At 51.7% G+C, this 21,325-nt stretch carries 25 protein-coding genes; 7 read left to right on the top strand and 18 right to left on the bottom strand.

Features of this window, described 5'->3' with window-relative positions; all coding sequences use genetic code 11:
• The first annotated feature begins 19 nt into the window (after positions 1-19).
• Entirely contained in the window at positions 20-442 is a 423-nt protein-coding gene (locus BOW52_RS12255) for a glutathione S-transferase N-terminal domain-containing protein (RefSeq protein ID WP_320416272.1), read from the top strand.
• 69 nt (positions 443-511) lie between these two features.
• Complete coding sequence (locus tag BOW52_RS12250) at positions 512-1,645, top strand: BaiN/RdsA family NAD(P)/FAD-dependent oxidoreductase (RefSeq protein ID WP_078484378.1); 1,134 nt, start codon at positions 512-514, stop codon at positions 1,643-1,645.
• Between the two features lie 163 nt (positions 1,646-1,808).
• Here the strand turns inward: BOW52_RS12250 and BOW52_RS12245 are convergent, their stop codons facing one another.
• Both BOW52_RS12245 and BOW52_RS12240 read right to left on the bottom strand, forming a co-directional pair.
• Positions 1,809-3,512, bottom strand: a complete 1,704-nt coding sequence (locus tag BOW52_RS12245; protein WP_078484363.1) for a glycosyltransferase family 2 protein — start codon at positions 3,510-3,512, stop codon at positions 1,809-1,811.
• 65 nt (positions 3,513-3,577) lie between these two features.
• A complete protein-coding gene (locus BOW52_RS12240) occupies positions 3,578-4,414 on the bottom strand; it encodes a glycosyltransferase family 2 protein (protein ID WP_078484362.1) in 837 nt (278 codons plus the stop codon).
• A gap of 208 nt (positions 4,415-4,622) precedes the next feature.
• On the opposite strand from BOW52_RS12240, the gene BOW52_RS12235 reads away from it, so the two are divergent.
• Positions 4,623-4,901, top strand: coding sequence for a hypothetical protein (locus BOW52_RS12235; RefSeq protein ID WP_135622343.1), 279 nt, complete (start codon positions 4,623-4,625; stop codon positions 4,899-4,901).
• Positions 4,902-5,273: 372 nt separating this feature from the next.
• Here BOW52_RS12235 and BOW52_RS12230 read toward each other — a convergent pair whose 3' ends face one another.
• The 3 genes from BOW52_RS12230 to BOW52_RS12220 form a co-directional block, all read right to left on the bottom strand.
• On the bottom strand, positions 5,274-6,392 hold the full coding sequence (locus tag BOW52_RS12230; protein ID WP_078484360.1) for a DNA alkylation repair protein: 1,119 nt from the start codon (positions 6,390-6,392) through the stop codon (positions 5,274-5,276).
• 6 nt (positions 6,393-6,398) lie between these two features.
• Positions 6,399-7,283 carry a PDC sensor domain-containing protein gene (locus tag BOW52_RS12225; protein ID WP_078484377.1) on the bottom strand — a complete coding sequence of 295 codons (885 nt, stop codon included), beginning with the start codon at positions 7,281-7,283 and terminating at the stop codon, positions 6,399-6,401.
• 216 nt (positions 7,284-7,499) lie between these two features.
• A complete protein-coding gene (locus BOW52_RS12220) occupies positions 7,500-7,919 on the bottom strand; it encodes an SRPBCC family protein (protein ID WP_078484359.1) in 420 nt (139 codons plus the stop codon).
• Positions 7,920-8,100: 181 nt separating this feature from the next.
• On the opposite strand from BOW52_RS12220, the gene BOW52_RS12215 reads away from it, so the two are divergent.
• Positions 8,101-9,048 (top strand): tRNA dihydrouridine synthase, encoded by a 948-nt coding sequence (locus BOW52_RS12215; RefSeq protein WP_078484358.1) that lies wholly within the window; start codon positions 8,101-8,103, stop codon positions 9,046-9,048.
• 2 nt (positions 9,049-9,050) lie between these two features.
• Here the strand turns inward: BOW52_RS12215 and BOW52_RS12210 are convergent, their stop codons facing one another.
• The 3 genes from BOW52_RS12210 to BOW52_RS12200 form a co-directional block, all read right to left on the bottom strand.
• Positions 9,051-9,812 (bottom strand): sulfotransferase domain-containing protein, encoded by a 762-nt coding sequence (locus tag BOW52_RS12210; protein ID WP_078484357.1) that lies wholly within the window; start codon positions 9,810-9,812, stop codon positions 9,051-9,053.
• Positions 9,813-9,880: 68 nt separating this feature from the next.
• Entirely contained in the window at positions 9,881-11,455 is a 1,575-nt protein-coding gene (locus BOW52_RS12205) for a bifunctional aminoglycoside phosphotransferase/ATP-binding protein (protein ID WP_078484356.1), read from the bottom strand.
• Positions 11,456-11,495: 40 nt separating this feature from the next.
• Positions 11,496-11,771 (bottom strand): hypothetical protein, encoded by a 276-nt coding sequence (locus BOW52_RS12200; RefSeq protein WP_078484355.1) that lies wholly within the window; start codon positions 11,769-11,771, stop codon positions 11,496-11,498.
• A gap of 279 nt (positions 11,772-12,050) precedes the next feature.
• Between BOW52_RS12200 and BOW52_RS12195 the strand changes: the two genes are divergently transcribed.
• Positions 12,051-12,629, top strand: a complete 579-nt coding sequence (locus tag BOW52_RS12195) for a DUF302 domain-containing protein (protein ID WP_078484354.1) — start codon at positions 12,051-12,053, stop codon at positions 12,627-12,629.
• A 61-nt stretch (positions 12,630-12,690) separates the two neighbouring features.
• On the opposite strand, the gene BOW52_RS12190 is transcribed toward BOW52_RS12195, so the two are convergent.
• The 3 genes from BOW52_RS12190 to BOW52_RS12180 all read right to left on the bottom strand — a co-directional run bounded on the left by BOW52_RS12190 (position 12,691) and on the right by BOW52_RS12180 (position 14,991).
• Positions 12,691-13,089 (bottom strand): DUF3617 domain-containing protein, encoded by a 399-nt coding sequence (locus BOW52_RS12190; RefSeq protein WP_172840330.1) that lies wholly within the window; start codon positions 13,087-13,089, stop codon positions 12,691-12,693.
• A gap of 366 nt (positions 13,090-13,455) precedes the next feature.
• Positions 13,456-14,679 carry a tryptophan synthase subunit beta gene (gene trpB / locus BOW52_RS12185; RefSeq protein ID WP_078484352.1) on the bottom strand — a complete coding sequence of 408 codons (1,224 nt, stop codon included), beginning with the start codon at positions 14,677-14,679 and terminating at the stop codon, positions 13,456-13,458.
• 117 nt (positions 14,680-14,796) lie between these two features.
• The gene (locus BOW52_RS12180) at positions 14,797-14,991 is read right to left on the bottom strand and encodes a hypothetical protein (protein ID WP_078484376.1); all 195 of its coding nucleotides are present in this window, start codon (positions 14,989-14,991) and stop codon (positions 14,797-14,799) included.
• 97 nt (positions 14,992-15,088) lie between these two features.
• Between BOW52_RS12180 and BOW52_RS12175 the strand changes: the two genes are divergently transcribed.
• Positions 15,089-15,652 (top strand): thiamine phosphate synthase, encoded by a 564-nt coding sequence (locus BOW52_RS12175; protein WP_172840329.1) that lies wholly within the window; start codon positions 15,089-15,091, stop codon positions 15,650-15,652.
• A 6-nt stretch (positions 15,653-15,658) separates the two neighbouring features.
• Here BOW52_RS12175 and BOW52_RS12170 read toward each other — a convergent pair whose 3' ends face one another.
• From BOW52_RS12170 to BOW52_RS12160, 3 genes are all read right to left on the bottom strand, one after another.
• Entirely contained in the window at positions 15,659-16,441 is a 783-nt protein-coding gene (locus BOW52_RS12170; protein WP_078484350.1) for a methyltransferase domain-containing protein, read from the bottom strand.
• Positions 16,442-16,562: 121 nt separating this feature from the next.
• Positions 16,563-17,150, bottom strand: a complete 588-nt coding sequence (locus BOW52_RS12165; RefSeq protein WP_078484349.1) for a pentapeptide repeat-containing protein — start codon at positions 17,148-17,150, stop codon at positions 16,563-16,565.
• Between the two features lie 305 nt (positions 17,151-17,455).
• Positions 17,456-17,800 (bottom strand): hypothetical protein, encoded by a 345-nt coding sequence (locus BOW52_RS12160; protein WP_078484348.1) that lies wholly within the window; start codon positions 17,798-17,800, stop codon positions 17,456-17,458.
• Between the two features lie 132 nt (positions 17,801-17,932).
• On the opposite strand from BOW52_RS12160, the gene BOW52_RS12155 reads away from it, so the two are divergent.
• On the top strand, positions 17,933-18,133 hold the full coding sequence (locus BOW52_RS12155) for a YgaP family membrane protein (RefSeq protein ID WP_078484347.1): 201 nt from the start codon (positions 17,933-17,935) through the stop codon (positions 18,131-18,133).
• Between the two features lie 25 nt (positions 18,134-18,158).
• Here BOW52_RS12155 and BOW52_RS12150 read toward each other — a convergent pair whose 3' ends face one another.
• The 4 genes from BOW52_RS12150 to BOW52_RS12135 form a co-directional block, all read right to left on the bottom strand.
• On the bottom strand, positions 18,159-18,518 hold the full coding sequence (locus tag BOW52_RS12150) for a VOC family protein (protein ID WP_078484346.1): 360 nt from the start codon (positions 18,516-18,518) through the stop codon (positions 18,159-18,161).
• Between the two features lie 386 nt (positions 18,519-18,904).
• On the bottom strand, positions 18,905-19,372 hold the full coding sequence (gene ybaK / locus BOW52_RS12145; protein WP_078484345.1) for a Cys-tRNA(Pro) deacylase: 468 nt from the start codon (positions 19,370-19,372) through the stop codon (positions 18,905-18,907).
• 1 nt (position 19,373) lies between these two features.
• Positions 19,374-19,928, bottom strand: a complete 555-nt coding sequence (locus BOW52_RS12140; RefSeq protein WP_078484344.1) for a carboxymuconolactone decarboxylase family protein — start codon at positions 19,926-19,928, stop codon at positions 19,374-19,376.
• 154 nt (positions 19,929-20,082) lie between these two features.
• The gene (locus BOW52_RS12135) at positions 20,083-21,321 is read right to left on the bottom strand and encodes a sensor domain-containing diguanylate cyclase (RefSeq protein ID WP_269087655.1); all 1,239 of its coding nucleotides are present in this window, start codon (positions 21,319-21,321) and stop codon (positions 20,083-20,085) included.
• Positions 21,322-21,325: the final 4 nt, after the last annotated feature.

Raw genomic sequence — 21,325 nt, 5'->3', positions numbered from 1 at the left:
GAGGGCTTTGGATTTTTTTGTGCAGAGTGCGTTGGCACTCGAGGTGGTTATCGATATGCGTCTATTTTTCAGATATTTCTTCAAGCTGGTTCACCTGATCGTCGGCCCAATGCTACTTGCCTGGGACTGGGCGACGACGCCGAAGGGCATCGACCGTGAGCGGGAGCAGCAGCAGCGCATCGACGAAGAGACGCAAAACTTTACCCTCTACCAGTTTCGTACCTGTCCCTTCTGTATTAAGGTGCGCCGGGCGATTAAGCGCCTCTCGCTTAATATCGATCAGTGCGATGCACAGCGCAATGGCCCCTGCCGCGAGGCGTTGCTTGAGGGCGGCGGCGCGGTGAAGGTGCCGTGCCTGAAGATTGCACGTGCAGATGGCACCACCGAATGGCTCTACGAGTCGAACGATATTATCGCCTATCTGCAGCAGAACTACGCCTGATCACGGCCATAGCCGGTGGCGACCGAGGCGTGTGATGTCCTGATAGTCGGTGCCAGCGCCTCGGGCCTGATGTGCGCTATCGAAGCGGGTAAACGCGGCCGTTCGGTGGTGGTGCTTGATCACTCGGCCAAGCCGGGTAACAAGATTCGCATGGCCGGTGGCGGACGCTGCAACTTCACCAACTACGATGTCTCGGCCGATAATTATCTCTCGCACAATCCTCACTTCTGCAAATCGGCGCTGAGTCGCTATACCCAGTGGGATTTCATCGACCTTGTGCAACGCTACGAGATCCCCTACCACGAACGTTCCCACGGCCAGCTCTTCTGTAATGAGAGTGCCAGGGATATTCTCGAAATGCTGCTGGCCGAGTGTGATAAGGCGAGTGTCGATGTTCGACTCAAATGCACAGTGGATAATATTACTTCGCGTGCCGAGGGTGGTTTTGCGCTTCAGACCAGCAGTGGTGCGATGCAGTGTCAGTCACTGGTGATCGCAACCGGTGGTCTATCAATCCCGACCAGTGGTGCAACTCCCTTCGGCTACAAGGTTGCCGAGCAGTTCGGTCTCAAGGTGTGGCCGACCCGTGCCGGACTGGTCCCCTTCACCCTGCAGCCCGCCGACAAGGCGGAGCTCTCTACCCTGTCGGGCATTGCCGTCGATAGCGTGGTGAGCTGTCACAATCAGTCGTTCAGGGAGCAGCTGCTCTTTACCCATCGTGGTCTGAGCGGCCCGGTGATCCTGCAGATATCCTCATTCTGGAGTGCGGGTAATGAGATCGAAATCGATCTGCTACCCGATACCGATCTTGCTGCGTCATTAGAGGGGGCGCTGGTTGAACATCCACAGCAGCAGCTGAAGACCTATCTGAGTACGCATTTACCGAAACGACTGGTGGCGATTCGCCTTGGAGAAGCGTTGGCAGAGTGCCCCCTGAAGTCGCTGACGACAGCACAGATTGAAGAGACCATCAGGCGTTTTAAACAGTGGGTTATAAAACCTAATGGAACCGAGGGTTACCGTACTGCGGAAGTGACGCTCGGTGGTGTCGATTGCGATGCGCTCTCATCTAAAACGATGGTTGCACGTAAGGTCGAAGGACTCTACTTCATCGGTGAGGTGGTCGATGTCACAGGCTGGTTAGGTGGATATAACCTGCAGTGGGCCTGGTCGTCGGGCTGGTGTACCGGGCAGTATGTTTGAGTTAAAGGTTACAGGCAGTAGAAGTGGATTTTTGGTGTCTACATGTTCTGGTTAATAATCGACATTTACCGGGGCGCCGCAGGCATAAACGGTCGCGTGAAGTTTTTGCTGTTTGCTTGGGCTTGGATGCCCAAAACAAACTCTCGCAAAAATAGCGACTCCCCTATGGCTTTTCACTATGCTGATTTAGCGAGGGGTGTGGTCCACGTTTGATAACATCAGTGAATGCGTTGATGTAGGGTTGCAAGTCCTGATCTGAATTAATGGCAATGGAATCTTCCGTTTTCATCTCAATTTCAAATATATTGTTTGCCTTGTACTGCCTGTACTCAGATGCATTATTCCAGTGTTTGTTTTCAATAATGGCTTTATCGCATTTCTCTTCAAAGTCAGAAAGAAATTTAAAGTGTAATAGCGGTGCCACCAGTGGTGAGGGACGGGGGTCTGTCAAGGCGTGTGGATTGGCAAATTTGAGTGGGCCATCAGAGTAGAAAAATAGCGCCTGTTTTGTCATTAGTGGACCAAGCCCCTCATCAGGATTGTGGCGCATGCGTGGGCCGCCGAAAATACGTAGGTAACCATTCGTTTGCCACTTGGCGACATAGGTGTCGACCGGGTCGGCAAGGTGACAACTCTTCTGAAATGGTTGGCCCGACTGATATCGGGCGGAAGAGGATATCGACTGTTCTGCATAGAGATCGATCATCGGGGTGAAAAAGCTTGTGATTCCGCGCTGTTCAGCCTTTTTAGTCAGGCCGCTTAACCCTTCGTTTAACGAGTTTGGCCAGCAGAGTAGTTCGTCGGCATCGACTTTTATCACCCAGCGGTTTTTTGCGTGAATCGGCAATATGGCATTTATCCAATCGGTACCAAAGTGACTGCTCTGATCATACTTAAGATTGTTGACATGATAGATGATGGTGTCGTTGCGTGGCCGTACTATTTCAAGAGAACCATCTGTTGATCCGTCATCAATAACAATAAAGCCGGCACAGTTGAGTTGGGTGTAGTACTCCAGAATCCATGGCAGACGTAGTGCTTCATCGCGAATAACCAGAATTATGATTACACCCTCTTTAAGTCTCTTATCAGCCATTTTTGTTTCGAGTACCAGTGATCCTTTTATTGTTGGGGTAGTTTGCGATTCCTGTTGTCGGGAGAGTGTCTCCTGACTGATATGTCTTGATTGAGCAAGAGTGCTCTGTTTGGCGCCATAGCTATGCACAGTGTTTAGAACTTTTAACGTCTCATGCTCAGAGAAGGGTGCGCCAAGAAAGGAGAAGAGCTGCTTGATGTGGTCAAGGTCGCTGATGATTTCCTCATACTTGACGAGAAAGGTGTTCGAATGATTTAGACAATAGTTTGCAAATAACTTTGTTGCCTGTTCGATAAGTGGTGTGCTGACATCCGCCTTTGATTGCCACCATTGGCTAGAGATTACATCTGAGATGTTGCGTGTATTAAAGATAATCGCAGGCTGTGGAAATATACGGTTAAGAAATTGAAGATAGTCCTCGAGATCATCGAGATGGTTCATGTAGCGAATCTCTTTGAATCCGTAGACGGTGTCCGTTGATGCATCGGCTGGCAGGAGCTGCGTACGAACGATCGATTTTGCCTGTGCAATGAATGCGTGCTGATCGAAATTTTCTGCGCCGTACCAGGGGTTATTCGGTGAACTGGCAGGTGTGTGATTGCCGTAGTGATCCACGGTGCTATTGATGGCCTGCCAGGATTTGTAGAGCCCATAACAGAAATCGTAGTTCTCACCGCGAATAATGGTGTCGTCGATTGAGTTCAGCAGCCCCTGCAGCAGGGTAGAGCCGCTACGTCCATAGGTGACGATGAGGATGCTCTTGTAGTTCATGATGAGTAATTATATTTCGAGGTGATGAGCGTTAGGGGGAGTGTATTTTGAATCAGCAATAGCAGTTACTGCTCTGCTGCAAGCAGGGTACTGATTTCCTCTCTACTAAACTGGTAGATCAGTGTGCGGTTTCGTTTAATGTCGCGATAGGTTTCGGCATCTAGTGCGATCTCGATTCTGGATGGTTTACCAAATTCTATGGTTTTACTGATGTTGTCGATGAGTGCCTTGTAAAGGTTCGATCGTTCCTGCTTTGGTAGGGCTTTGCGTAACAGGGTTTCGATATCCAGTTTGATCCTGGCGTAGTATCTATTGATGCCTCGACTGAGATTGACGTCCTTCCATTTGTAGTTGTCTGTGCGGATCTTGTCGCTGTGGGTGATGGTGTCGATCAACTCATCGGACATGATATAGAGAAGATGACCCGCTCTCTCCATTCTCAGGTAGAGGTCAATATCCTCATATCCCCAACCCTGCATAACATCATCATAGCCGCCGATTTTATCGAAGAGTTTTCGTTTGATGAGAAATGTGCCCATTTTCTCTTTGTCGGCGTTGACTGGGTCTGTTCGAAGAGCACTTTCGGTCGTGATGCGACTAAAAATCGTGCTGATGAACTTGGGTGCGAGTAGTGCATCTGCATCTATGAACAGCAGCCACTCCCCGGTGGCGTGGTCAATGGCGGCATTTCTAGCGGCTGAAAGATTAAATTGATTCTGTCCAGGAACTCTGACTACGGTAACGTCTGGGTGATTATTTTCTACCCAGTCGCCACTGTTTTCGGGGCATGAGTAGTCAACGACGATGCAGTGACTATTCTGCTGTGTGATGGCTAACGGTAGGGATTGCTGCAGGTGTTCCAGCCTACCCATGCAGGTAATGATGATGTCTGTGGTGTGCAATGGCTGGCCTTTGTGATCTCACTTTATGTGTGGGTATGGTATCAGAAGAGTCAGATAACAAAGAAGTGTCCCGTGGTGTTTGTCATCTGGTGATTGCATAAATAGATCACAAAAAGTTGAGTGCACCTCCATTGTCGATAGTCACAACAATCATTGTGGATAGCGAGTGTTATGATCCTGGTCTACTGATGGAATGCAGGTGTTCGAGATGAAAAAAAAGTTACTAATATCCGTGGCGGCCTTGCTACTGGTCGCGTGCAGCGAAGAGCAGCAGAACAAACTATCCCGTCTCGGTGTGACCTGGTTGGAGGGCAACTACCGAGTGACCTATGCCGACGGCTCGCATGTGAAGAGCTGGGAGGTGAGAGATGGCAAGGTAACGGCCGAACCTGATAAGGGTTACTACTACTTCTGGATCAAGGTCGATGGCAAGAAGCGTTATGTGCAGACACCTATCGGCCGGAGTTACATTGAAGAGATTCAGTAGCGATAGACAGACTATTTTGATGTCCGGTTTGAAAATGGTGTTACATCGCTCGGTGATGATATTTCCACGTGTTGATCAGGTGGGCATTCAGGAGCGAATGGATGGTATATGTAAATAAGGACTATGTTGATGCCAGGAATTGGGATTACAAAAGTAGACAGCATTAAGAAGGTCGAGAGTTAGGCTGGCAAGAAAAAGGGTAGTTGGTTTCAGTACGCCATCACCAATGAAATTACCGAGATCAACGGCACCCGACAGGGTGGTCGTGATGAGGTCGCCTCTTTTGTCAGCGCTCGTAGTGAGCGTATTAATAGACGTTATCATGTTTCACAACCGACCAAACAGCTATCGTTTGAGCATTAAAGTGCGTAACTAGTATTGCAGCTCAAAGTTAACCAGGTTGAAACGTTTGCCGTTGATCAATAGTTCTACGGCGTGCTGGCCGGGGTAGTAGCGGCGGGTGGTGATCGGTTTGATGGGGTGGCGCCGCTCTATAATCAACCGTTCGCCTGGCTGAAGCTTGACGGTTTTGAGTTTGAACACCTTGGGTTTCAGCTTGCCATTGGCCTTCATGAAATGAATGGCGTAGTCGATGACCAGACTCTGATCGTCATGGCTGGACGATTCGATCTCGACTCTGAATGACAGCGAATCTCCAAGGGCGATGTTGGTGTTTTCGACTAGCAGTGTTGCCGTTGAGAACGCTGGTTCCACGGTGTGACCGAGCAGTGCAAAGCTGCCGGGATGACCCGCCTTGACCAGACTGCGAGTGGCGTGGCGAATGATCCAGTTTCGTTCTGCGCTCGCATCTGTTTTCCAGTTTCGGCAGGTGTCGATAACCGTGTCGGGGTGGTCCTTGGAAATATCATTAAGAGTGTTAGCGACAGAGCGACGTACATACTCGCTATGATCATCTTTGAGTCTTTCCAGCAGTGCTATCACGGGGTTTGGGTCTGCGATAAAGCGGGGCAGCTGTGGTGCCCATGGGAGTCGTGGACGACTCCCTTCGGAGACGAGTCGGCGTACATGGTGGTTGTCGTCATCACACCAGTTCTGCAGGGTGCGATAGGTCAGTTTGTAGTGGTGTTCTATAAAGGGACGGATCGCCATCTCAGCAGAGAAGAGTGGGGTGAGCTGTCTTAACAGCGAGAGTGAGATTTCGGGATGGTTGAGGCCGTGCACCCCTACGTAATCAATCAACGGCCAGGCAGCGAAGCCACCGAGTGGATCACCCTCAGTGCCGTGGTCCCACACACTGGGAACCCGTTCAAGCAGTTTGGCCACGTCCTGGTAGTGATCAGGGAGATGGCGATGCAGCACCTCTATCAGATGGTGAACGCGCGCCTTTAGCTCCAGATCACTTAATCCAGTGAGTGCATCGTCGGTAAACGTATCAACAGGAAAATGGGGTTCAACCGTTGAGAGTGCTAGAGCAATTCGTTCGATGGCAGGACGCTCAAGCCCCGACTTCATCTCACGCTGTTTGCCCATTGCTGATTAGCTGGCGGTTGCGCCGAACCAGAAGTCCGAGCTCTTCTCCAGGAACTCATCGAAACGCATGTAGTGGGAGCCGTCGCAGGAGAAGTTGAGGCCGACCATGCCGTTGATGACGTTTAAGGAGCCGGCACGTAGATAGATGTTCTCGTCGGCAAAACGCAGGGTGCGGAACATCTCGAATACCGGGGCGATCTGATCGGTCGGCACGATAGCGCGCTCATGGTAGGGACGGCGCGGGTAGGCGAGCACGATGTTGGGATCGGTCAGTTCATCAATGCTGAGGATGCGGTAGCTGAAGGGATCGTCGACCATCCAGATAGTGGCGCGGCTGCTGGAGAAATGGAGCTTTCCGTGGAAGACGCCGTGCTCGCTCATCAGTTCAGTCATGATCGGTAGCACCTCATCGAGTTGCTGATCCATCACGCTATCGACACGGCACTGTTGGAACAGCCCACCGCGGATTGCAGGGTCACCCTTTACCTGACGCCAGTTGTCTGGCTCCTGGTAGATGCGTTCTGTGTGTGGCAGCTCGCGCAGGTCGTAGTCGGCACCGAGGAAGCCGATCAACTCGCCCGCATCGTTGCGGATGGCGTGGATGGCGGTGAGTGAGGGGCGTTTTTTGTTACGGCTGATGTAGGAGTTGGAGAGTTTGAAGTCGGTAATGCCGACGATCCCTTCCATATAGGGACGGCCCATACGGTTGCGGCCGAAGTGGTCGGGGTCGGGGCTGGTGCTACGAATATTATCGGTGAGCTGATTACCCGCGACATCCATCACATAGAGGTGTTTGCAGTAGGAGAGTTTGGGTAGCTCCTCGGTGAGCAGCGCCTCAAGTTTGTCGCGTTCACCGATGACTGCCGCGCACTGGTTGGCCAGTTCGAGCATCGATACCCCGAGTAGTCCCTTTAGCGCATCACGCTGTAGGCGAATGCTCTCTTTGAGTGTGGTGGCGGTCAACAATCGGCTCCTTCGGAATTGTGATTCTGTTGGAGCCATTATATGGAACTGTGTGCGGCAGGTGCAGCGCAATGTGGGTAGCGCGTGCCGATTCGGTGCAGAGCAGTGGGCACCGCCCCCTTCTGGGGGCGATGGCTAGCAGGGTTACTGTTGGGCGAGCTCTTTTAGCAGAGCCACATAGATGCCGTGACAGAACGACTCCGCTTCATCATTGGCTGACTCCCATGAGGAGGCCCATTCGACCAGGGTGGTGTTATTGATGGTATCGGCAACCAGGTGGATAGTGCCGATATAGTTACGCACATCGGCGGATGAAACGGGCGAGGGGCCGTCGTCGATAGAGTAGCGGAGCTGATGACCGACCGGATCGACCTCGAGCAGCGTTTCGTGGAACGCCTCATTAAGCACCCGTTGGGCGCCGGGTTCGGTCCCCGTCTTATCGCCGACCGCATCGCAGCGCTCGACGACGTGGGGTGCCCAGGACATATCGTGGAAGTTACTGAGCTGCCCCCATACACGCTCAATGGGTGCGTTGACGGTAATCGACTGGTAGGTTTGAGGCATCTTCACTCTCCTCTGAGGTGTTGTTGAAGCTATGAGTACAGATGGTGCTCTATACCCAACAAGCGTAGTCGACTACTGTCGCTTTGCCAGAGACTGGTTGTGGTGCAGCGGCGGGCATAGAATAGCGGCCCGAACCCAATTGATGGACTGAATCGTTGTCGATTCAAATAGATGTGAAGCGATGAAACTGCTGCTCGCCCCGATGGAGGGGCTAATCGACCCCTACCTGCGCAAGATCCTGACCCGTATCGGTCACTACGATTGGTGTGTGAGTGAGTTTATTCGGGTTACCGATCGGGTGTTTCCGCGGCGCGTCTTCCATCGTTCTGTACCTGAGTTGAAGCAGGGTGGCCGTACCGATTCAGGTACACCGGTGGTGGTGCAGCTGATGGGTAACGATCCGTCAGTGCTGGCCGGTAACGCAGTGCGTGTGGTTGAACATGGCGCACTGGGTATCGATCTCAACTTTGGTTGCCCTTCGAAGACGGTTAACAAAAAGCGTGTTGGTGCATCACTGCTGGAGGAGCCGGAGCGTATCAATGAGATCACGGCTGAGGTCCGCCGTGCGGTGGCCGCCGAGATACCGGTGACGGCCAAGATTCGCCTCGGTTATGACCATCCCGACCATGCAGTGGAGATCGCGCAGGGAATCGAGGCGGCAGGTGCCGATCTGATCACCGTACATGCACGCACCCGTGCCGACGGCTACCGTGCTCCGGCGCGCTGGGAGTGGCTGGCAAAGATCAGAGAGGCGGTCAGCTTCCCGGTGGTGGCCAACGGTGATATCAACGATGTTGAGAGCTTCCGCCAGTGTCGTGAGATCAGTGGTTGCGATCACTTCATGGTCGGACGTGGTGCGGTGCACAACCCCTATCTGGCGCAGCATCTGCACCAGAGTGAGGCGGGTGAAGAGGTCTCTGAAGTCGCGTGGTCTGAGCAGCGTGCACTGGTGATTGAGCTGGCCGAAATGATGGCCGATGCCGAGAATCAACGTGGTGCGGCAACTCGCATCAAGCAGTGGCTCGGTATGTGGAGTGAGCAGCAGGGTGGCGAGGCGAGCCTGTTGTTTGAGCAGGTTCGTAAAGAACGTGAGCTGTCGACCATTACCGCGCTTCTACAGGCGGCCTAGTCTTACCAGTCGTACCGCTCACCGAGCAGCTCAAATAGTGCCTCGTTGTGGGGCGCAAAATAGCGGTTAAGGTAATCGTAGACCTCCGCATTCACTACAGTACGTCGGGTTCCGACATTGCGCGGTTTCAGGTCAGGAATCTTGTAGCCATCATCGACGTCCAGGAATTGGTAGACCTCTCGAAGAGTCTCTTCCGGTTGAGTAAAGAGGCGCTCACTGTTGAGAATCAGTAGCTGCTCGCGGTCAAAGAACTGGAGATATCGCTCAATCTGTTTACGGTAGTGGCCGCGTAGTTTATAGGCGTGACATCGATATTCGTTTGACTGAAAGTTGTTCGTATTTAGGCTTTTCTCAAGTCGACTATCTTCAGCTTCAAGTGCCTCCATGATAGGGAGTACCTCGCAATCCCGATTTATCTCATGGAAGTAGTGTGAGATTGCACGTTCGGTGGAGTTTCTCAGTAGCAGGATCAGCTTGGTGTCGGGTTTCGTCTGATGGATACGTGCTGGGACGTGGGGATAGAGCAGGTACATCGGTGTCGCCTCCCCACAAATTTTTCCCCTCATCTCCATGCGTAGCGGAAAGTGGCTGCGGTACCATTTCTCGCCCAGTTTGTAGGTATCCCCAGCGTTGATACGACCACTATTGAAATAGTGAACCTCCTTACGCTGAGCCCGCTTTATCTGGGGGTGTTGAATCAGATATTGATAGAGGCTGGTGGTGCCCGACTTCATCGCGCCGATAATGAGGAAATCGGGGAGCACGCAGATACTCTGCCGTCCAGTGGCGAAAGGGATGACGGATCGGATTGATAAAAAACTTGGCGATCTTTTTAAGGCTCAATGGCATTGATGATCGTTTCGCTAATAGTCGTTGCACAGTGGAGCTTACCGGTCTCGATGACGATGGTTGCATCGAGTTCATCGTCTTCTAGCGGTTGGTAGCTGTGCAGTTGGGCGTCAAGCACCTCGACACCGGCCTCCGAGGGGTCGTTACCTAGTGCAGAACGTTCTGTGACCCACTTTCTCAATAACTCGGGTGGAGCCTGGAAGCTGATGATATGGAAGGGCAGTTTGAGTTGTGTAGCGAGTGAGCGGAAGCGCTCACGCTGCTCGCGTTTGAGGAAGGTCGCATCGACAACAACCGTGTAACCACCGGCAAGAATAGCCGTTGTGAGGCTGGCAAGCTGAGTGTAGGTCTGCCCGGTTGCGTCACGACTGTAGATCGCTGTACCGATATTGCTACCGCTGTGCGCCAGTGCGTCGAGTCCAAAGAGCCGTTTACGCTCAACATCGGAGCGAATGCGAATCGCATTGAGCTTCGCCAGTAGCGGTTTGGTCAGGGTGCTTTTTCCTGAACCCGAGAGGCCGTGGGTAATGATTAGCTGAGGTGTGGTGTTTTTACTGTAGCGTTCTGCAAGGCTGAGATAGGCGCTGAAGTCGTCAATGATGGCTTGCCGTTCACTGCAATCGAGTCCGGGTTGATCGACTCGTAGCGTGGCGACCTTGGCACGCACCATGGCGCGGTAGCTGAGGTAGAAGGGGAGCAGGCGCACGCCCTCATAGTCACCACTGAGTTCGAGGTAGCGGTTGAGGAATTGGTTGGCCAGATGGTCAGCACCGTGCTCCTGAAGATCCATTACCAGAAAGGCGATCTCGCTTATGACATCGATAATGCGCAGCCGCGCGTTGAACTCAATGCAGTCGAACAGCTGCGGTTTTTCATCCAGCAGGATGATGTTGTTGAGATGCAGGTCGCCGTGGCAGTCGCGGATAAAGCTATCGGCCTTACGTTGAGTAAAGAGTGGCTGGTGGGTTTCGAAGAACTCGCGGCTTTGTTGTTCAACGCTTTGCAGTCGTTGTAACAACTCGAGGTCATCAATACGTTCACGAATCTGTTCGAAATTCTCACTAATGGGGTGGAAGAGCGTCTTGGGGGTGCCGAACTCAGAGTCTTCGGCTGCACGCTCAGTGGTGCGATGGAATTCGGCGACCTGCTCGGCGAGTAAATCGATGTGGTTTGGTTTGAGCCGCTTCTGCTTAAGCTGTTGGCTGAAGAGCGCATGTTGTGGGAAGCGGTGCATCTTTACCATGTATTCAATGGCGGGTTGTTGATCAATCAACGGTGCATCGGTTTGGCCACCGATTGCGACCACATCGAGATAGATATTGGCGGCAGTACGGTTGTTTAGGCGCAGCTCGGCCTCGCACTGGCGACGACGCTTTTCGAGTGTGGAGTAGTCTAGAAATCCGAAGTCGATCGATTTTTTCAGTTTATAGGCGTAGTCACCTGCCAGGATCACCCAGGAGATGTGGGTCTCGATTAGCTCGGCCTCTTCACCACTCGCCAGCTGACTATGCAGATGGTTGATCAGGGTACGTTGTTGGCTGAGATCGAGTTCGGACATGTGGCGAGTATAAACCTATCATCAGGTAGGAATGTGGGCTTCAGGAGACCTTAATGCGCACTACATTCATCACTTCGAATTCGATGCCTGAAACAGTCACGGTGGCTGGGTAGTAAGTCATATTGACGCGCTGGCCCTTGAGATCCTTGTAGCGCTGTTTGCGTTTGTACTTGAAGGGGACGTCATATCCCTCAATCATCACGGTGTTGATGATCCACTCTCCCGATTCACGCTGCACATGTGAGGTGACCTTAAGCATCTCAGAGTGTGTCAGCTCTTGATGACGTTTGGTGAGTTGTTCAGCTTCTCGGTTCATGGGGTCATCCGTTGCAGGGTTTGAATGGGGTGGGCAGTATAGCGGAATAGAGTGATTTGGCTGATGGAGCGGGTTGCTCGGGTTTTCCCCAGCTACCAAAATAGTGCAGATCACACCATAATAACCGCCTGATTTGGTCGGAATAGTGACCGCTGGCAGTCGTGAGCGTCAGTTATTGTCACTGGTCTGACCCGGAAAATAGGTCAACAATAAGAAGATTGTGCCCTTGAATGGTGCGCTGCATCGGACGGCGTGTCACCACCTAACTGAGGAGTAGTCATGAGATTAATCATCAACCTGTTTGCACTGGTCGGACTGGCCGCTGTCATCGTTGCTGTTGTTGGAACGAATCGCGTCAATCAGGAGCTGGAGCAGTTCGACCCGAAGGCGCTTGATACCTACATGGCGATGGGTGAGAAGATCATCGAGACGCGCAATGCTGCTGAGGCGACGATCTGGAAGGTGCCGGTGGCGGAAGGCATGAGCGCCGATGAGGTTGAGGAGACGATGAAATTTGTCGCTAATGAGCACAACATCTCAAATGTCGGTGAGTTGCCACTCTATAAAGATGTTGAGGCGAAGAGCGGAAAGCCCTACCGATACGCCAAGATTTTCATGTTCTGTAACTCACTGACGGCGGCAATGATGCTCGACTACAGTGATGCCTTCTCCGCTTATCTACCCTGTCGCATCACCATGATTGAGGACAAGCAGGGCAAGCTGTGGCTCTACGCGCTCGATATGGATCTGATGATTCACGGTGGCGAGCCACTGCCGGCAGAGCTGAAGGCAGAGGCGATTAAGGTTAAGGAGATCATCCTCGATATCATGAAGCGAGGCGCTGAAGGCGATTTCTAATTAAATCGGAACAATAAAAAAGCCCGGCATTGCCGGGCTTTTTTATTGTTTAAGAGAAAGATTAGTTGGCGCAGCCACCTGTCCGCTCTCCGGAGATGGTTGAATTCATGGTCATCCCCTGCGCGATGACATTCATAGTTCCCTGTGCCGTATCGCCGCTGTAGTTCATTACACCGTTCATCGTTGAGCTGCCCTGTGGTGATGAACAGTTCACGGTCCAGGTCACCTGACTATTGCTGATGGTCTGGTCGGTAATGGTGCAATCGCCGTGCTGATTTTGATTGGTGGGGACAAGGTCTTCACGGTTGATGCAGCCACTGTGCACAACCGGAGGAACCTGCATCGTCATACCGGGTATCTCCATCTTGGTTGTCCACTGCCACATGCCAGGTTGTAAATTAATCTCATCGGCCTGTAACGGTGTAATTATGCAGGCAGTAAGAAAGAGTGTGGGAACCACCGTCGCTGACCGCCATGGAGGGGCGCCGTAGGCATAAACGGTCGCGTTAAGTATTTGCCGCTTGCTTGGGCTTGGATGCCCAAAACAAGCTTCCGCAAAAATAGCGACTCCCCGATTTCAATAAATAGCTGACCATTATTCAACCTTATGTATTTGTTGCCGCAATCTTCTCAAGTAGAGAGTCGAGTGTGAGGTGATTATATATTTATGAAGTTGTAACGAGATTGGTTATAGACCGGATCGGTGATTGGGACAAGTTACCGGAGTTGGTTTGGTTCAGTTAAATAGATGCGATAATAATTTCGCCTTGATGGTGGTGAAGAGGTCCATCTGATGTGAATCCAATCAGATGGACCTGCATATTAACTACATACGATTGGTAATACCGTAATCCTTGCCGTAGTTCTCAACAACAAAGTCGATATCCTTGTCACCGCGACCCGAGAGGTTGATCAGGATCGAACCCTTCTCGCCACGCTGTGCCAGCTTGATGGCAAAGGCGATAGCGTGTGCTGACTCGATTGCCGGGATAATGCCCTCTTCACGGGCCAGTTCGAAAAAGGCATCGATCGCCTCCTTGTCGTCGATGTGCTCATAGTTGCAGCGATCGATATCCTTCAGGTAGCTATGCTGCGGACCGACCGAGGGGTAGTCGAGTCCGCTGGCGACCGAGTAGACCTCCTGCGGTTCACCTGCCTCATCCTGCAGCATGTACGATTTAAAACCGTGCATGACACCGGGCTTTCCCTTGGTGATGGTGGCGGCGTGGTCACCATCCTTCTCCACACCGTGGCCGGCAGGTTCAACGCCGTGTAGTTTGACCGAATCATCATCGAGGAAGGCGGTGAAGATACCCATCGCGTTACTGCCACCACCGACACAGGCGACGATGTTGTCGGGTAGGCCGCCGGTCAGCTCCTGCATCTGCTCCTTCGCCTCGTTACCGACGATCGACTGGAAGTCGCGTACCATCATCGGGAAGGGGTGGGGACCAACGACTGAGCCGATCGCATAGAACTGATTGACGGGATCCTGCATGTAGCCTTCGAATGCAGCGTCGACCGCCTCCTTGAGCGTCTTGCGGCCGTGGGTAGCGGGAATCACCTTGGCGCCGAGTATCTGCATGCGCACCACGTTGGGGTGCTCCTTGGCGATGTCGACCTCACCCATGTAGATGTCGCACTCCAGTCCGACCAATGCAGCAGCGGTGGCCAGAGCCACGCCGTGCTGTCCGGCACCGGTCTCTGCAATCAGCTTCTTCTTGCCCATCTTCTTACAGAGCAGTGCCTCGCCGAGGCAGTGGTTAATCTTGTGCGCGCCGGTGTGGTTGAGATCTTCACGCTTGAGGTAGATATCAGCGCCGTACTTCTCTGAGAGGCTGGCGGCATGGAAGATCGGGCTGGGGCGGCCGACATAGTGGCGATAGAGACGCGCCAGCTCCTTCTGAAACCCGGGGTCCTTGCGAATCTCAAGATAGGCCTCGGTGATCTCATCCATGATGGTCTGTAGCTGCGGTGGAATGAAGCTACCACCATACTCGCCAAAAAAACCGTTGCTATCGGGAAGGGGAGAATCGAAGGTGTTTTTCATGTCGGCTCCAGCATCTGTTGGTCTAGTTGTGAACACCAGACGATAACACAATGTCAGCCGACGAATAGTGCGAATAACCCCTGAATTTTGTGGACGATACGGGGTCTGAGATTGGACTCATTCCGGCATGTTGGGGCCGCCTCCGCCCTTGCCTGATAGCAGGTAGACCCCGGCGATCACCAGTGCGATCCAGAGTCCCATCGCGGCACCCCCCATTGCCTCCCAGATAGCACCCATGAAGAGCAGCATGATCAGTGCGACGGCGAGTACGGCGTTGCCGAGCCAGAACTTGGTGGAGTTTGAATTGTTCATCTCTGGTGTTCCATCTATCGACTTGGGTTGGGTGCTTTATATGGGCATGATAACTCAATACTATGCAGCAGAATTTGTTAATAGAGAGCACTCAATCATGACACTACCCACTCACTACCTGATCACACCGAGCCCGGAGGATGAAGCGGCATTTATCGAGGGCGTCGAGAAGAGCCTTCAGGCGGGAACGCGACTGATGCAGCTTAAGGCGAAGGGTTACAGTGAAGAGGCCTACGCATCGTTGGCCGAACGGGTTGTTGTGCTGGCACGCAGTTACGACTGTAAGGTACTGCTGACGGGTAATGCTGAACTGGTTGAGAAGCTGGGTGCAGATGGATTACACCTCGATAGCAAGGCGCTTAAGCAGTGCAAACAAAGACCACTGAGTAAACGATACCTGATCGCAGTATCGGCACATACGTTAGAAGGTCTGCAGCAGGGTGAGGCGATTGGGGCCAGCTTTGGCGTGCTCTCACCGGTCCGATACACCAAGGCGCACCCCGATATAGAACCGATCGGTTGGCAGGGTCTTAAACAGATTGCGGCAGCAACAACACTACCGCTATACGCACTGGGTGGTGTCAGTAGTCGTGATGAGGCAGAGGCGATAGCCGCTGATGCACAGGGTGTGGCAGGTAATAAGGGTTACTGGAAGGATTAGTTTTATCTATTCGTTTGCTGGGGGCTTTTTACAGACAAATATATAATCCTCCAACAGAGAGAGTCGATCGAATTCGCTCTCCGAGAAGGTATCTGTAAATTTGTGACTCTGGATAACAAATTCCTGTGGGATCCGGGAAGAAAAATCTAGTCCGTAGTGATAAAAGTGCTCATTTTCAAGTGGATTGGCTTCGCCATATTCGATGCTCTCCTGCATGTCCAGGTTGATTGGCACAGAAATTACGGCGATTCCACCAGGTTTGAGAATTCTATAGAACTCCTTCATGCCGTACCTGTCATCGGGTAGGTGTTCGATTACGCGGTGACAGATGATGTAGTCGAAGGAGTTATCAGGAATCGACATATTCATTATGTCTAGGTGGAGATCGGCCTCACCGTCCGGGTAATTTGATGTCTTTATCTCGAGTCCGTCATTGGTTTGCAGATAGTCGATGTTACTTTCTGGTGCAAAATAGAGAAGTTTTCCCTTCTGATGCATAAGGTCCAAGTTCTTTTCGTAAAAGATTCGATGCGCACGGTGTCGGGGCGCACTTTGGCACTTTGGACAGCGTCTGTTGAATGAGATGTAGCCCGTTGCGAGAAATGGCATGAATCTGGCGCCTTGCCAACCGCAGCAGGGGCAGTGTTTGCCGCGAGAACCGAGTTGAGATGCAATTGGCACGAGTGCCATTATGAGTAGCGCAAAGGTAGTGCGAATAACGCCAAGCACTCCGTGGTTGGCAAAGTTACCTCGGTAAAAAGCAGATATGCGTCGCAGGTAATATTTCATTATTGTTGTTTCGTTTGGTGTCTGCTCTAAAAGGTTTAGGGTCTATATATCACTGTGTAAGAAAGTGAATGCTTACAATGTTATTGATATTACGACCGTGTAGTTCACATGAGCAGAGTGGTTATCGAGTGCGTGATTCTAACATTAATCTAAGATGTTCAGGCATGTTCCGGGCACTGGTGAAATCGGTGTTTAGCAAGACTGAATTTACAAAGCGCGCATTGAGCAGGTCGGTATCAACAAGCAGGGCGTGATCGAGGCGTACGCCGTTAATGAGTGCGCGAGTTAGATCGGCGTTGGTGAAGTTACTCCCCTCCAGGGCACCGCCAGTCAGGACTGCGGTAAAGAAGTTGGTATTGGTGAGCTGTGCATTGATCAATACGGCGCGTTGCATGAAACAACCTTTGAATTTACTGCCGCTGAGATCGCTCTCCTCCATCGCAATATCCTTCATGTAGGCATTGCTGAAATCGACATTACGTGCCGTGACCAGATTCAGGTTGGCACCAAACATATTGGCACGGGTGAATTTACTGCCATCAAGTACGCCCTCATCAAAGGTGGTGTGGAATAGATCGGCATCTGTGAAGTCGGCACCGATGATGGTGCAACCATCTAACGCTGCCCATTTGAGATTGGCATGCTGCAGACTTGCGCCAGAGAGATTGCAGTTGAAGAGGCGAGCGTTGGCGAAATCGACGCCATCCAGCCGTTCGGGGCGCCGTAGGCATAAACGGTCGCGTTAAGTATTTGCCGCTTGCTTGGGCTTGGATGCCCAAAACAAGCTTCCGCAAAAATAGCGACTCCCCGAACCGCTCAGGTCACGTCCATTGAAGTTACAGTGGCGTAGATCGGTGTTCGCGCTGGGTGTATGACAAGCACCCGTTTCAAGCTCGCCAGCAGTGATATTTCCACCAAGAGCGAACAGTAATACAGCGGTGGTAATTAGTGGCCAAGGTCTCAGCATGTCCATCCCTCGCGTAGCGATAGAATCATATGAGTGTAGACGAGCAGTTAATCGTCGAGCAACGTGACGCTGGTTTCACCGCTATGACGATCGATGATGAATTGAATTTCACAATACTCGTTCTGCTTGTCATTGGGTGTAGGGTCATCGGAGCAGCTGCAGCCGGCAATGATGCCCGAGTAGAAGATCCCGGATTTTACCGTAATAACATCAGCTTCTTCGTTCACTGAGAGTGGTACGGCACTGAACGGCTCTTCGCTCACGTAGGAGCTGAGTGACAAACCCTCCTGCAGTGGTAGTAACTTTGCGTCGAGCTGCTCAACCTCCTGTTTGAAGGTCTGTTTAAAGTCGGATTGGCCAATGGCAGAAAGGGTGTTGATAAGTGTAATCATATCTCGATGTTTTAAATTTCAAGTTTGTTGGTGAGTAAATAAGTACAGGAATTACAGGGGTATTTTGAAGTTTGAACCAAGTCATTCAGCTATATTCACGTTACATGGTACCCGCACGAGGAGGTGGTTGTCATGAAGATGAATGTAGGCTCACTCGACAAGGTGGCCAGACTGGCTATTGGTATCATCCTGATCGCACTGGCGATGAGCGGAACAATCGGCATCTGGGGTTGGATTGGTGTTGTACCGATCATCACAGCGCTGGTGGGTTGGTGCCCGTTCTACCATATTGTCGGTATAAACAGCTGCCCACATGGAGGTCACTGCACATAGCTCGTTATCTCGAGTTGATGGGCTGCTAGCTATTGATCTCAGACCAGACGGCAAACTCATTGCCGTTGGGGTCGGCGAAATGAAATCTCCGCCCGCCGGGGAAGAGGAAGATTGGTTTAATCGTTGAGCCCCCAGCCTTTTCAATCTTTGCCTGGGTCTGCTCCAGGTCGTCGCTATAGAAGACAATCAGTGAGCTGCCGTTCTCAGTAGACGATGAAAGATCAGCACGATAGAAACCACCCGCTATACCCGCATTTGAGAAGGCGACGTAATCTGGACCGTAATCGACAAATGACCAGTCGAAGACATTTGTGAAAAAGTGCTTGGTAGACTCGATGTCTCTAGCGGGTAGTTCCACGTAATTGATCTTCTCATGTTCATTCATATTTCAATCTCGAAACAGGTTGATTGGCAGGGAAGTGTTGATGAATATAGTCCAATCGAGATGGGTCGACTAGAAATATACGACTAATTTCTTGGTGTTATTAAATGGTGACGTGTAGAGACGGCTTGACGAAGAGAGTGTTGGTGCTACGTTTATATCTTCTACTCACTCGTGTGCATGATTGTTTTTGATTGTTAGTCACTATCGAGTGGAGGTGTTGGCAATATAAAGGTTTTGTTAGTGCACTACTGGTTATGCTTATAGCTGATGAGTGTTTGATTGTGGTGAGTTGTAGTTTTATTGGGGCTGGTGGTGCTGAGCTGTCAGTCCCTTTTTTTAACTGAAAGTAGTCACGTTAAAGAGATGTCTGTTTTTTTGGGCTGGTTTCATTGTGTGATTGCAGCGAATGAGGCACTTGCGAGTCTGCAGAGATCATTTGGTGCAAGCTCAATCTCAAGACCCCTGCGACCCGCGCTTACGTAGATGGTCTGATATTGCTGTGCACTCTGATCGATAACGCTCTTCAAACGACGCTTTTGTCCCAATGGACTGATGCCACCGAGTAGATAGCCCGTTGCGCGCTCAGCATCGGACTGACTGGCCATCTCGGCACGTTTAGCACCCAGGGATTTAGCCACGGTCTTCATGCTCAATAGGGTGGAGACGGGTAAAACACCAATGGCCAGATCACAGTTGTCGAGTTTGACTACCAGTGTTTTAAAAACACGCTGCTGATCGACGCCTAGCTTCTCCGCGGCCTCCAGACCAAAGGATTCATGCTTTGGGTCGTGTTGATACTCATGAATCGTAAACGCGTTCTTGGCGTCTTTGGCGATATTGATAGCGGGTGTCATATCAAGAAGTTAATTTATCGATCTGGTTGACCAGGTGTGGGATTTGAGAGAGCGCAGGCGCGCCGTCCATCAGGAGCGCGATCGGCATCACCTCAAAGATCGCCTCGGGAGTTACACCAATCTTGTAGGCGGCCTTGGTATGCAGTTCAATGTGTCGCTTCTGCTGACGTACGATACCGATGCCAAGTCCAATCAGTTCACGATGTTTGCGGTTAATCGCACCCTTGGAGGCGGAAAAGACCGCCCACGAATCCTTCCACTCTCGCCAAAGGTCTTCATTTTTGTCGGCAGGACTGGCGTTAAGAAACAGCAGTACCTTGTTGACCTCACGCAGCTCCTTGTTTTTTGCACCGAGCTGCTTCGCTGCCTGGGTATGAATCGTGATGCAGCGGTTACACCCCTTGGCCAGTGCAATACCCAGTGTAATCAGTTCTTTGGTTTTTCGTTCAAGCTTTCCTTTGCGTTGTGACTCTTGAGAGAGTTCTCCAAGAAGTTCCAGATATTCGCCAATACCGTACTGGCGTGCCTTGGTCATAGCTGCTGCGAGATCACTCATTGCTTATTAACTCTTGTTGGAGAACATTGAATATATCGCCTCGTACGTTACGAGCCGATGTCATGGTGGAAGTTTGAAATACTGTTAGGAGGTAGAGCGTAACGGCTTGGCGATTAAACACAATAGTGTTTGGCGACGAAGCTATTGAAGAGCACTAAATAGAGGCAAGAGCGATGCAGTGTCGACCAGTCTCCTTGGCGCTATACATGGCTGAGTCGGCAGCGGTTATGAGTTCAATATCGCTGGTGCCGTGCTCGGGGTAGATTGCGATACCTATGCTGGCGCTGGTGATAATCTCCTGATCACCGAGTTGATAGGGAGCGGAAATTGCCTCGGAGAGTTTTTTACCAACCTTAAACGCCTCATGTTCATCATTGATAGTGGGCAGTATTACAGTGAACTCATCGCCGCCGAGTCGTGCCACAGTATCGCTCTCACGTAAAACCGAACCGATGCGCTGTGCGACCTCCTGTAGCAGCTGATCACCTATCGTATGTCCGTAGGTATCGTTGATCGGTTTGAAACGATCCAGATCGAGGAACATCAGTGCAAAGGTGCCTTTTTCACGTTTTGTCAGTGAGATGGTGTGTTCGAGTCGGTCGTAGAAGAGTGCACGGTTAGGAATACCGGTGAGCCCATCGTGGTGAGCGAGATACTCGATCCGCTCCTGTGCCTCTTTCTGTGCAGTAATGTCTTCGTGGATGGCGATGAAGTGGCTGATTTCACCTGCATTATCGAAGATGGGAGTGATTGTCTGGCTGACGATGTAGTGGGAGCCGTCAATATGACGCTCCACTGTTTCAGAGGCCCAGCGTTTACCATTCAATATCGTATTCCACAGCTCTGCGTAGTAGTCGTTGTCATGTTGATGTGATTTTAGAATGCGTGGTGTCTGGCCGATTGCCTGACTCTCACTGTAGCCACTCTGTTTACAGAACGACTCATTTACCCAGACGATTTTGCCGTCACGCTCAGTGATGATGACACCGCTACCCGCCGCCGAGAGTGCAGCACCTAACAGACGCTGATGCTGCTGATTAATCGAGGTGTCGGAGGCGATGCGGAGGCGGTTGGCAATACTGGTGATACGTGTGATTTCAGCCTCATTGTCGAAAACCTGTTCCAGATTGGAGTAGAGCGTGAGTGCACCATATACCTCACCCTTGATGGTGAGTGGCAACGAATAGACCGACGCTAGACCATACTTTTGTGCAGCGCACTGCCACGGCTTAAAGCGCAGATCACTGATCTTGTAGAGCTGCGCCTCACCGGTACGAATGGCCGTGCCGACCGGACCACGTCCTTGTGGAGACTCATCCCAACGCACACCAACGCTGACCGCCATGGATAGCGAAGCGAAGGCGGTTAGTCCGCGATAGTCGGGGCGCCGCAGGCAT

This window comes from Solemya pervernicosa gill symbiont (assembly GCF_002020875.1).
In the GTDB taxonomy this organism is placed as follows: domain Bacteria; phylum Pseudomonadota; class Gammaproteobacteria.
This window is presented reverse-complemented; position numbering and strand designations above follow the sequence as displayed.

Excerpts from the sequence above, each read along its gene's own strand:
- BOW52_RS12250 (WP_078484378.1), top strand. The coding sequence starts at position 512 with ATGTGCGCTATCGAAGCGGGTAAACGCGGCCGTTCGGTGGTGGTGCTT.
- BOW52_RS12245 (WP_078484363.1), bottom strand. The coding sequence starts at position 3,512 with ATGAACTACAAGAGCATCCTCATCGTCACCTATGGACGTAGCGGCTCT.
- BOW52_RS12235 (WP_135622343.1), top strand. The coding sequence starts at position 4,623 with ATGAAAAAAAAGTTACTAATATCCGTGGCGGCCTTGCTACTGGTCGCG.
- BOW52_RS12230 (WP_078484360.1), bottom strand. The coding sequence starts at position 6,392 with ATGGGCAAACAGCGTGAGATGAAGTCGGGGCTTGAGCGTCCTGCCATC.
- BOW52_RS12225 (WP_078484377.1), bottom strand. The coding sequence starts at position 7,283 with ATGCTCGAACTGGCCAACCAGTGCGCGGCAGTCATCGGTGAACGCGAC.
- BOW52_RS12220 (WP_078484359.1), bottom strand. The coding sequence starts at position 7,919 with ATGCCTCAAACCTACCAGTCGATTACCGTCAACGCACCCATTGAGCGT.
- BOW52_RS12215 (WP_078484358.1), top strand. The coding sequence starts at position 8,101 with ATGAAACTGCTGCTCGCCCCGATGGAGGGGCTAATCGACCCCTACCTG.
- BOW52_RS12205 (WP_078484356.1), bottom strand. The coding sequence starts at position 11,455 with ATGTCCGAACTCGATCTCAGCCAACAACGTACCCTGATCAACCATCTG.
- BOW52_RS12200 (WP_078484355.1), bottom strand. The coding sequence starts at position 11,771 with ATGAACCGAGAAGCTGAACAACTCACCAAACGTCATCAAGAGCTGACA.
- BOW52_RS12195 (WP_078484354.1), top strand. The coding sequence starts at position 12,051 with ATGAGATTAATCATCAACCTGTTTGCACTGGTCGGACTGGCCGCTGTC.
- trpB (WP_078484352.1), bottom strand. The coding sequence starts at position 14,679 with ATGAAAAACACCTTCGATTCTCCCCTTCCCGATAGCAACGGTTTTTTT.
- BOW52_RS12180 (WP_078484376.1), bottom strand. The coding sequence starts at position 14,991 with ATGAACAATTCAAACTCCACCAAGTTCTGGCTCGGCAACGCCGTACTC.
- BOW52_RS12175 (WP_172840329.1), top strand. The coding sequence starts at position 15,089 with ATGACACTACCCACTCACTACCTGATCACACCGAGCCCGGAGGATGAA.
- BOW52_RS12170 (WP_078484350.1), bottom strand. The coding sequence starts at position 16,441 with ATGAAATATTACCTGCGACGCATATCTGCTTTTTACCGAGGTAACTTT.
- BOW52_RS12160 (WP_078484348.1), bottom strand. The coding sequence starts at position 17,800 with ATGATTACACTTATCAACACCCTTTCTGCCATTGGCCAATCCGACTTT.
- BOW52_RS12155 (WP_078484347.1), top strand. The coding sequence starts at position 17,933 with ATGAAGATGAATGTAGGCTCACTCGACAAGGTGGCCAGACTGGCTATT.
- BOW52_RS12150 (WP_078484346.1), bottom strand. The coding sequence starts at position 18,518 with ATGAATGAACATGAGAAGATCAATTACGTGGAACTACCCGCTAGAGAC.
- ybaK (WP_078484345.1), bottom strand. The coding sequence starts at position 19,372 with ATGACACCCGCTATCAATATCGCCAAAGACGCCAAGAACGCGTTTACG.
- BOW52_RS12140 (WP_078484344.1), bottom strand. The coding sequence starts at position 19,928 with ATGAGTGATCTCGCAGCAGCTATGACCAAGGCACGCCAGTACGGTATT.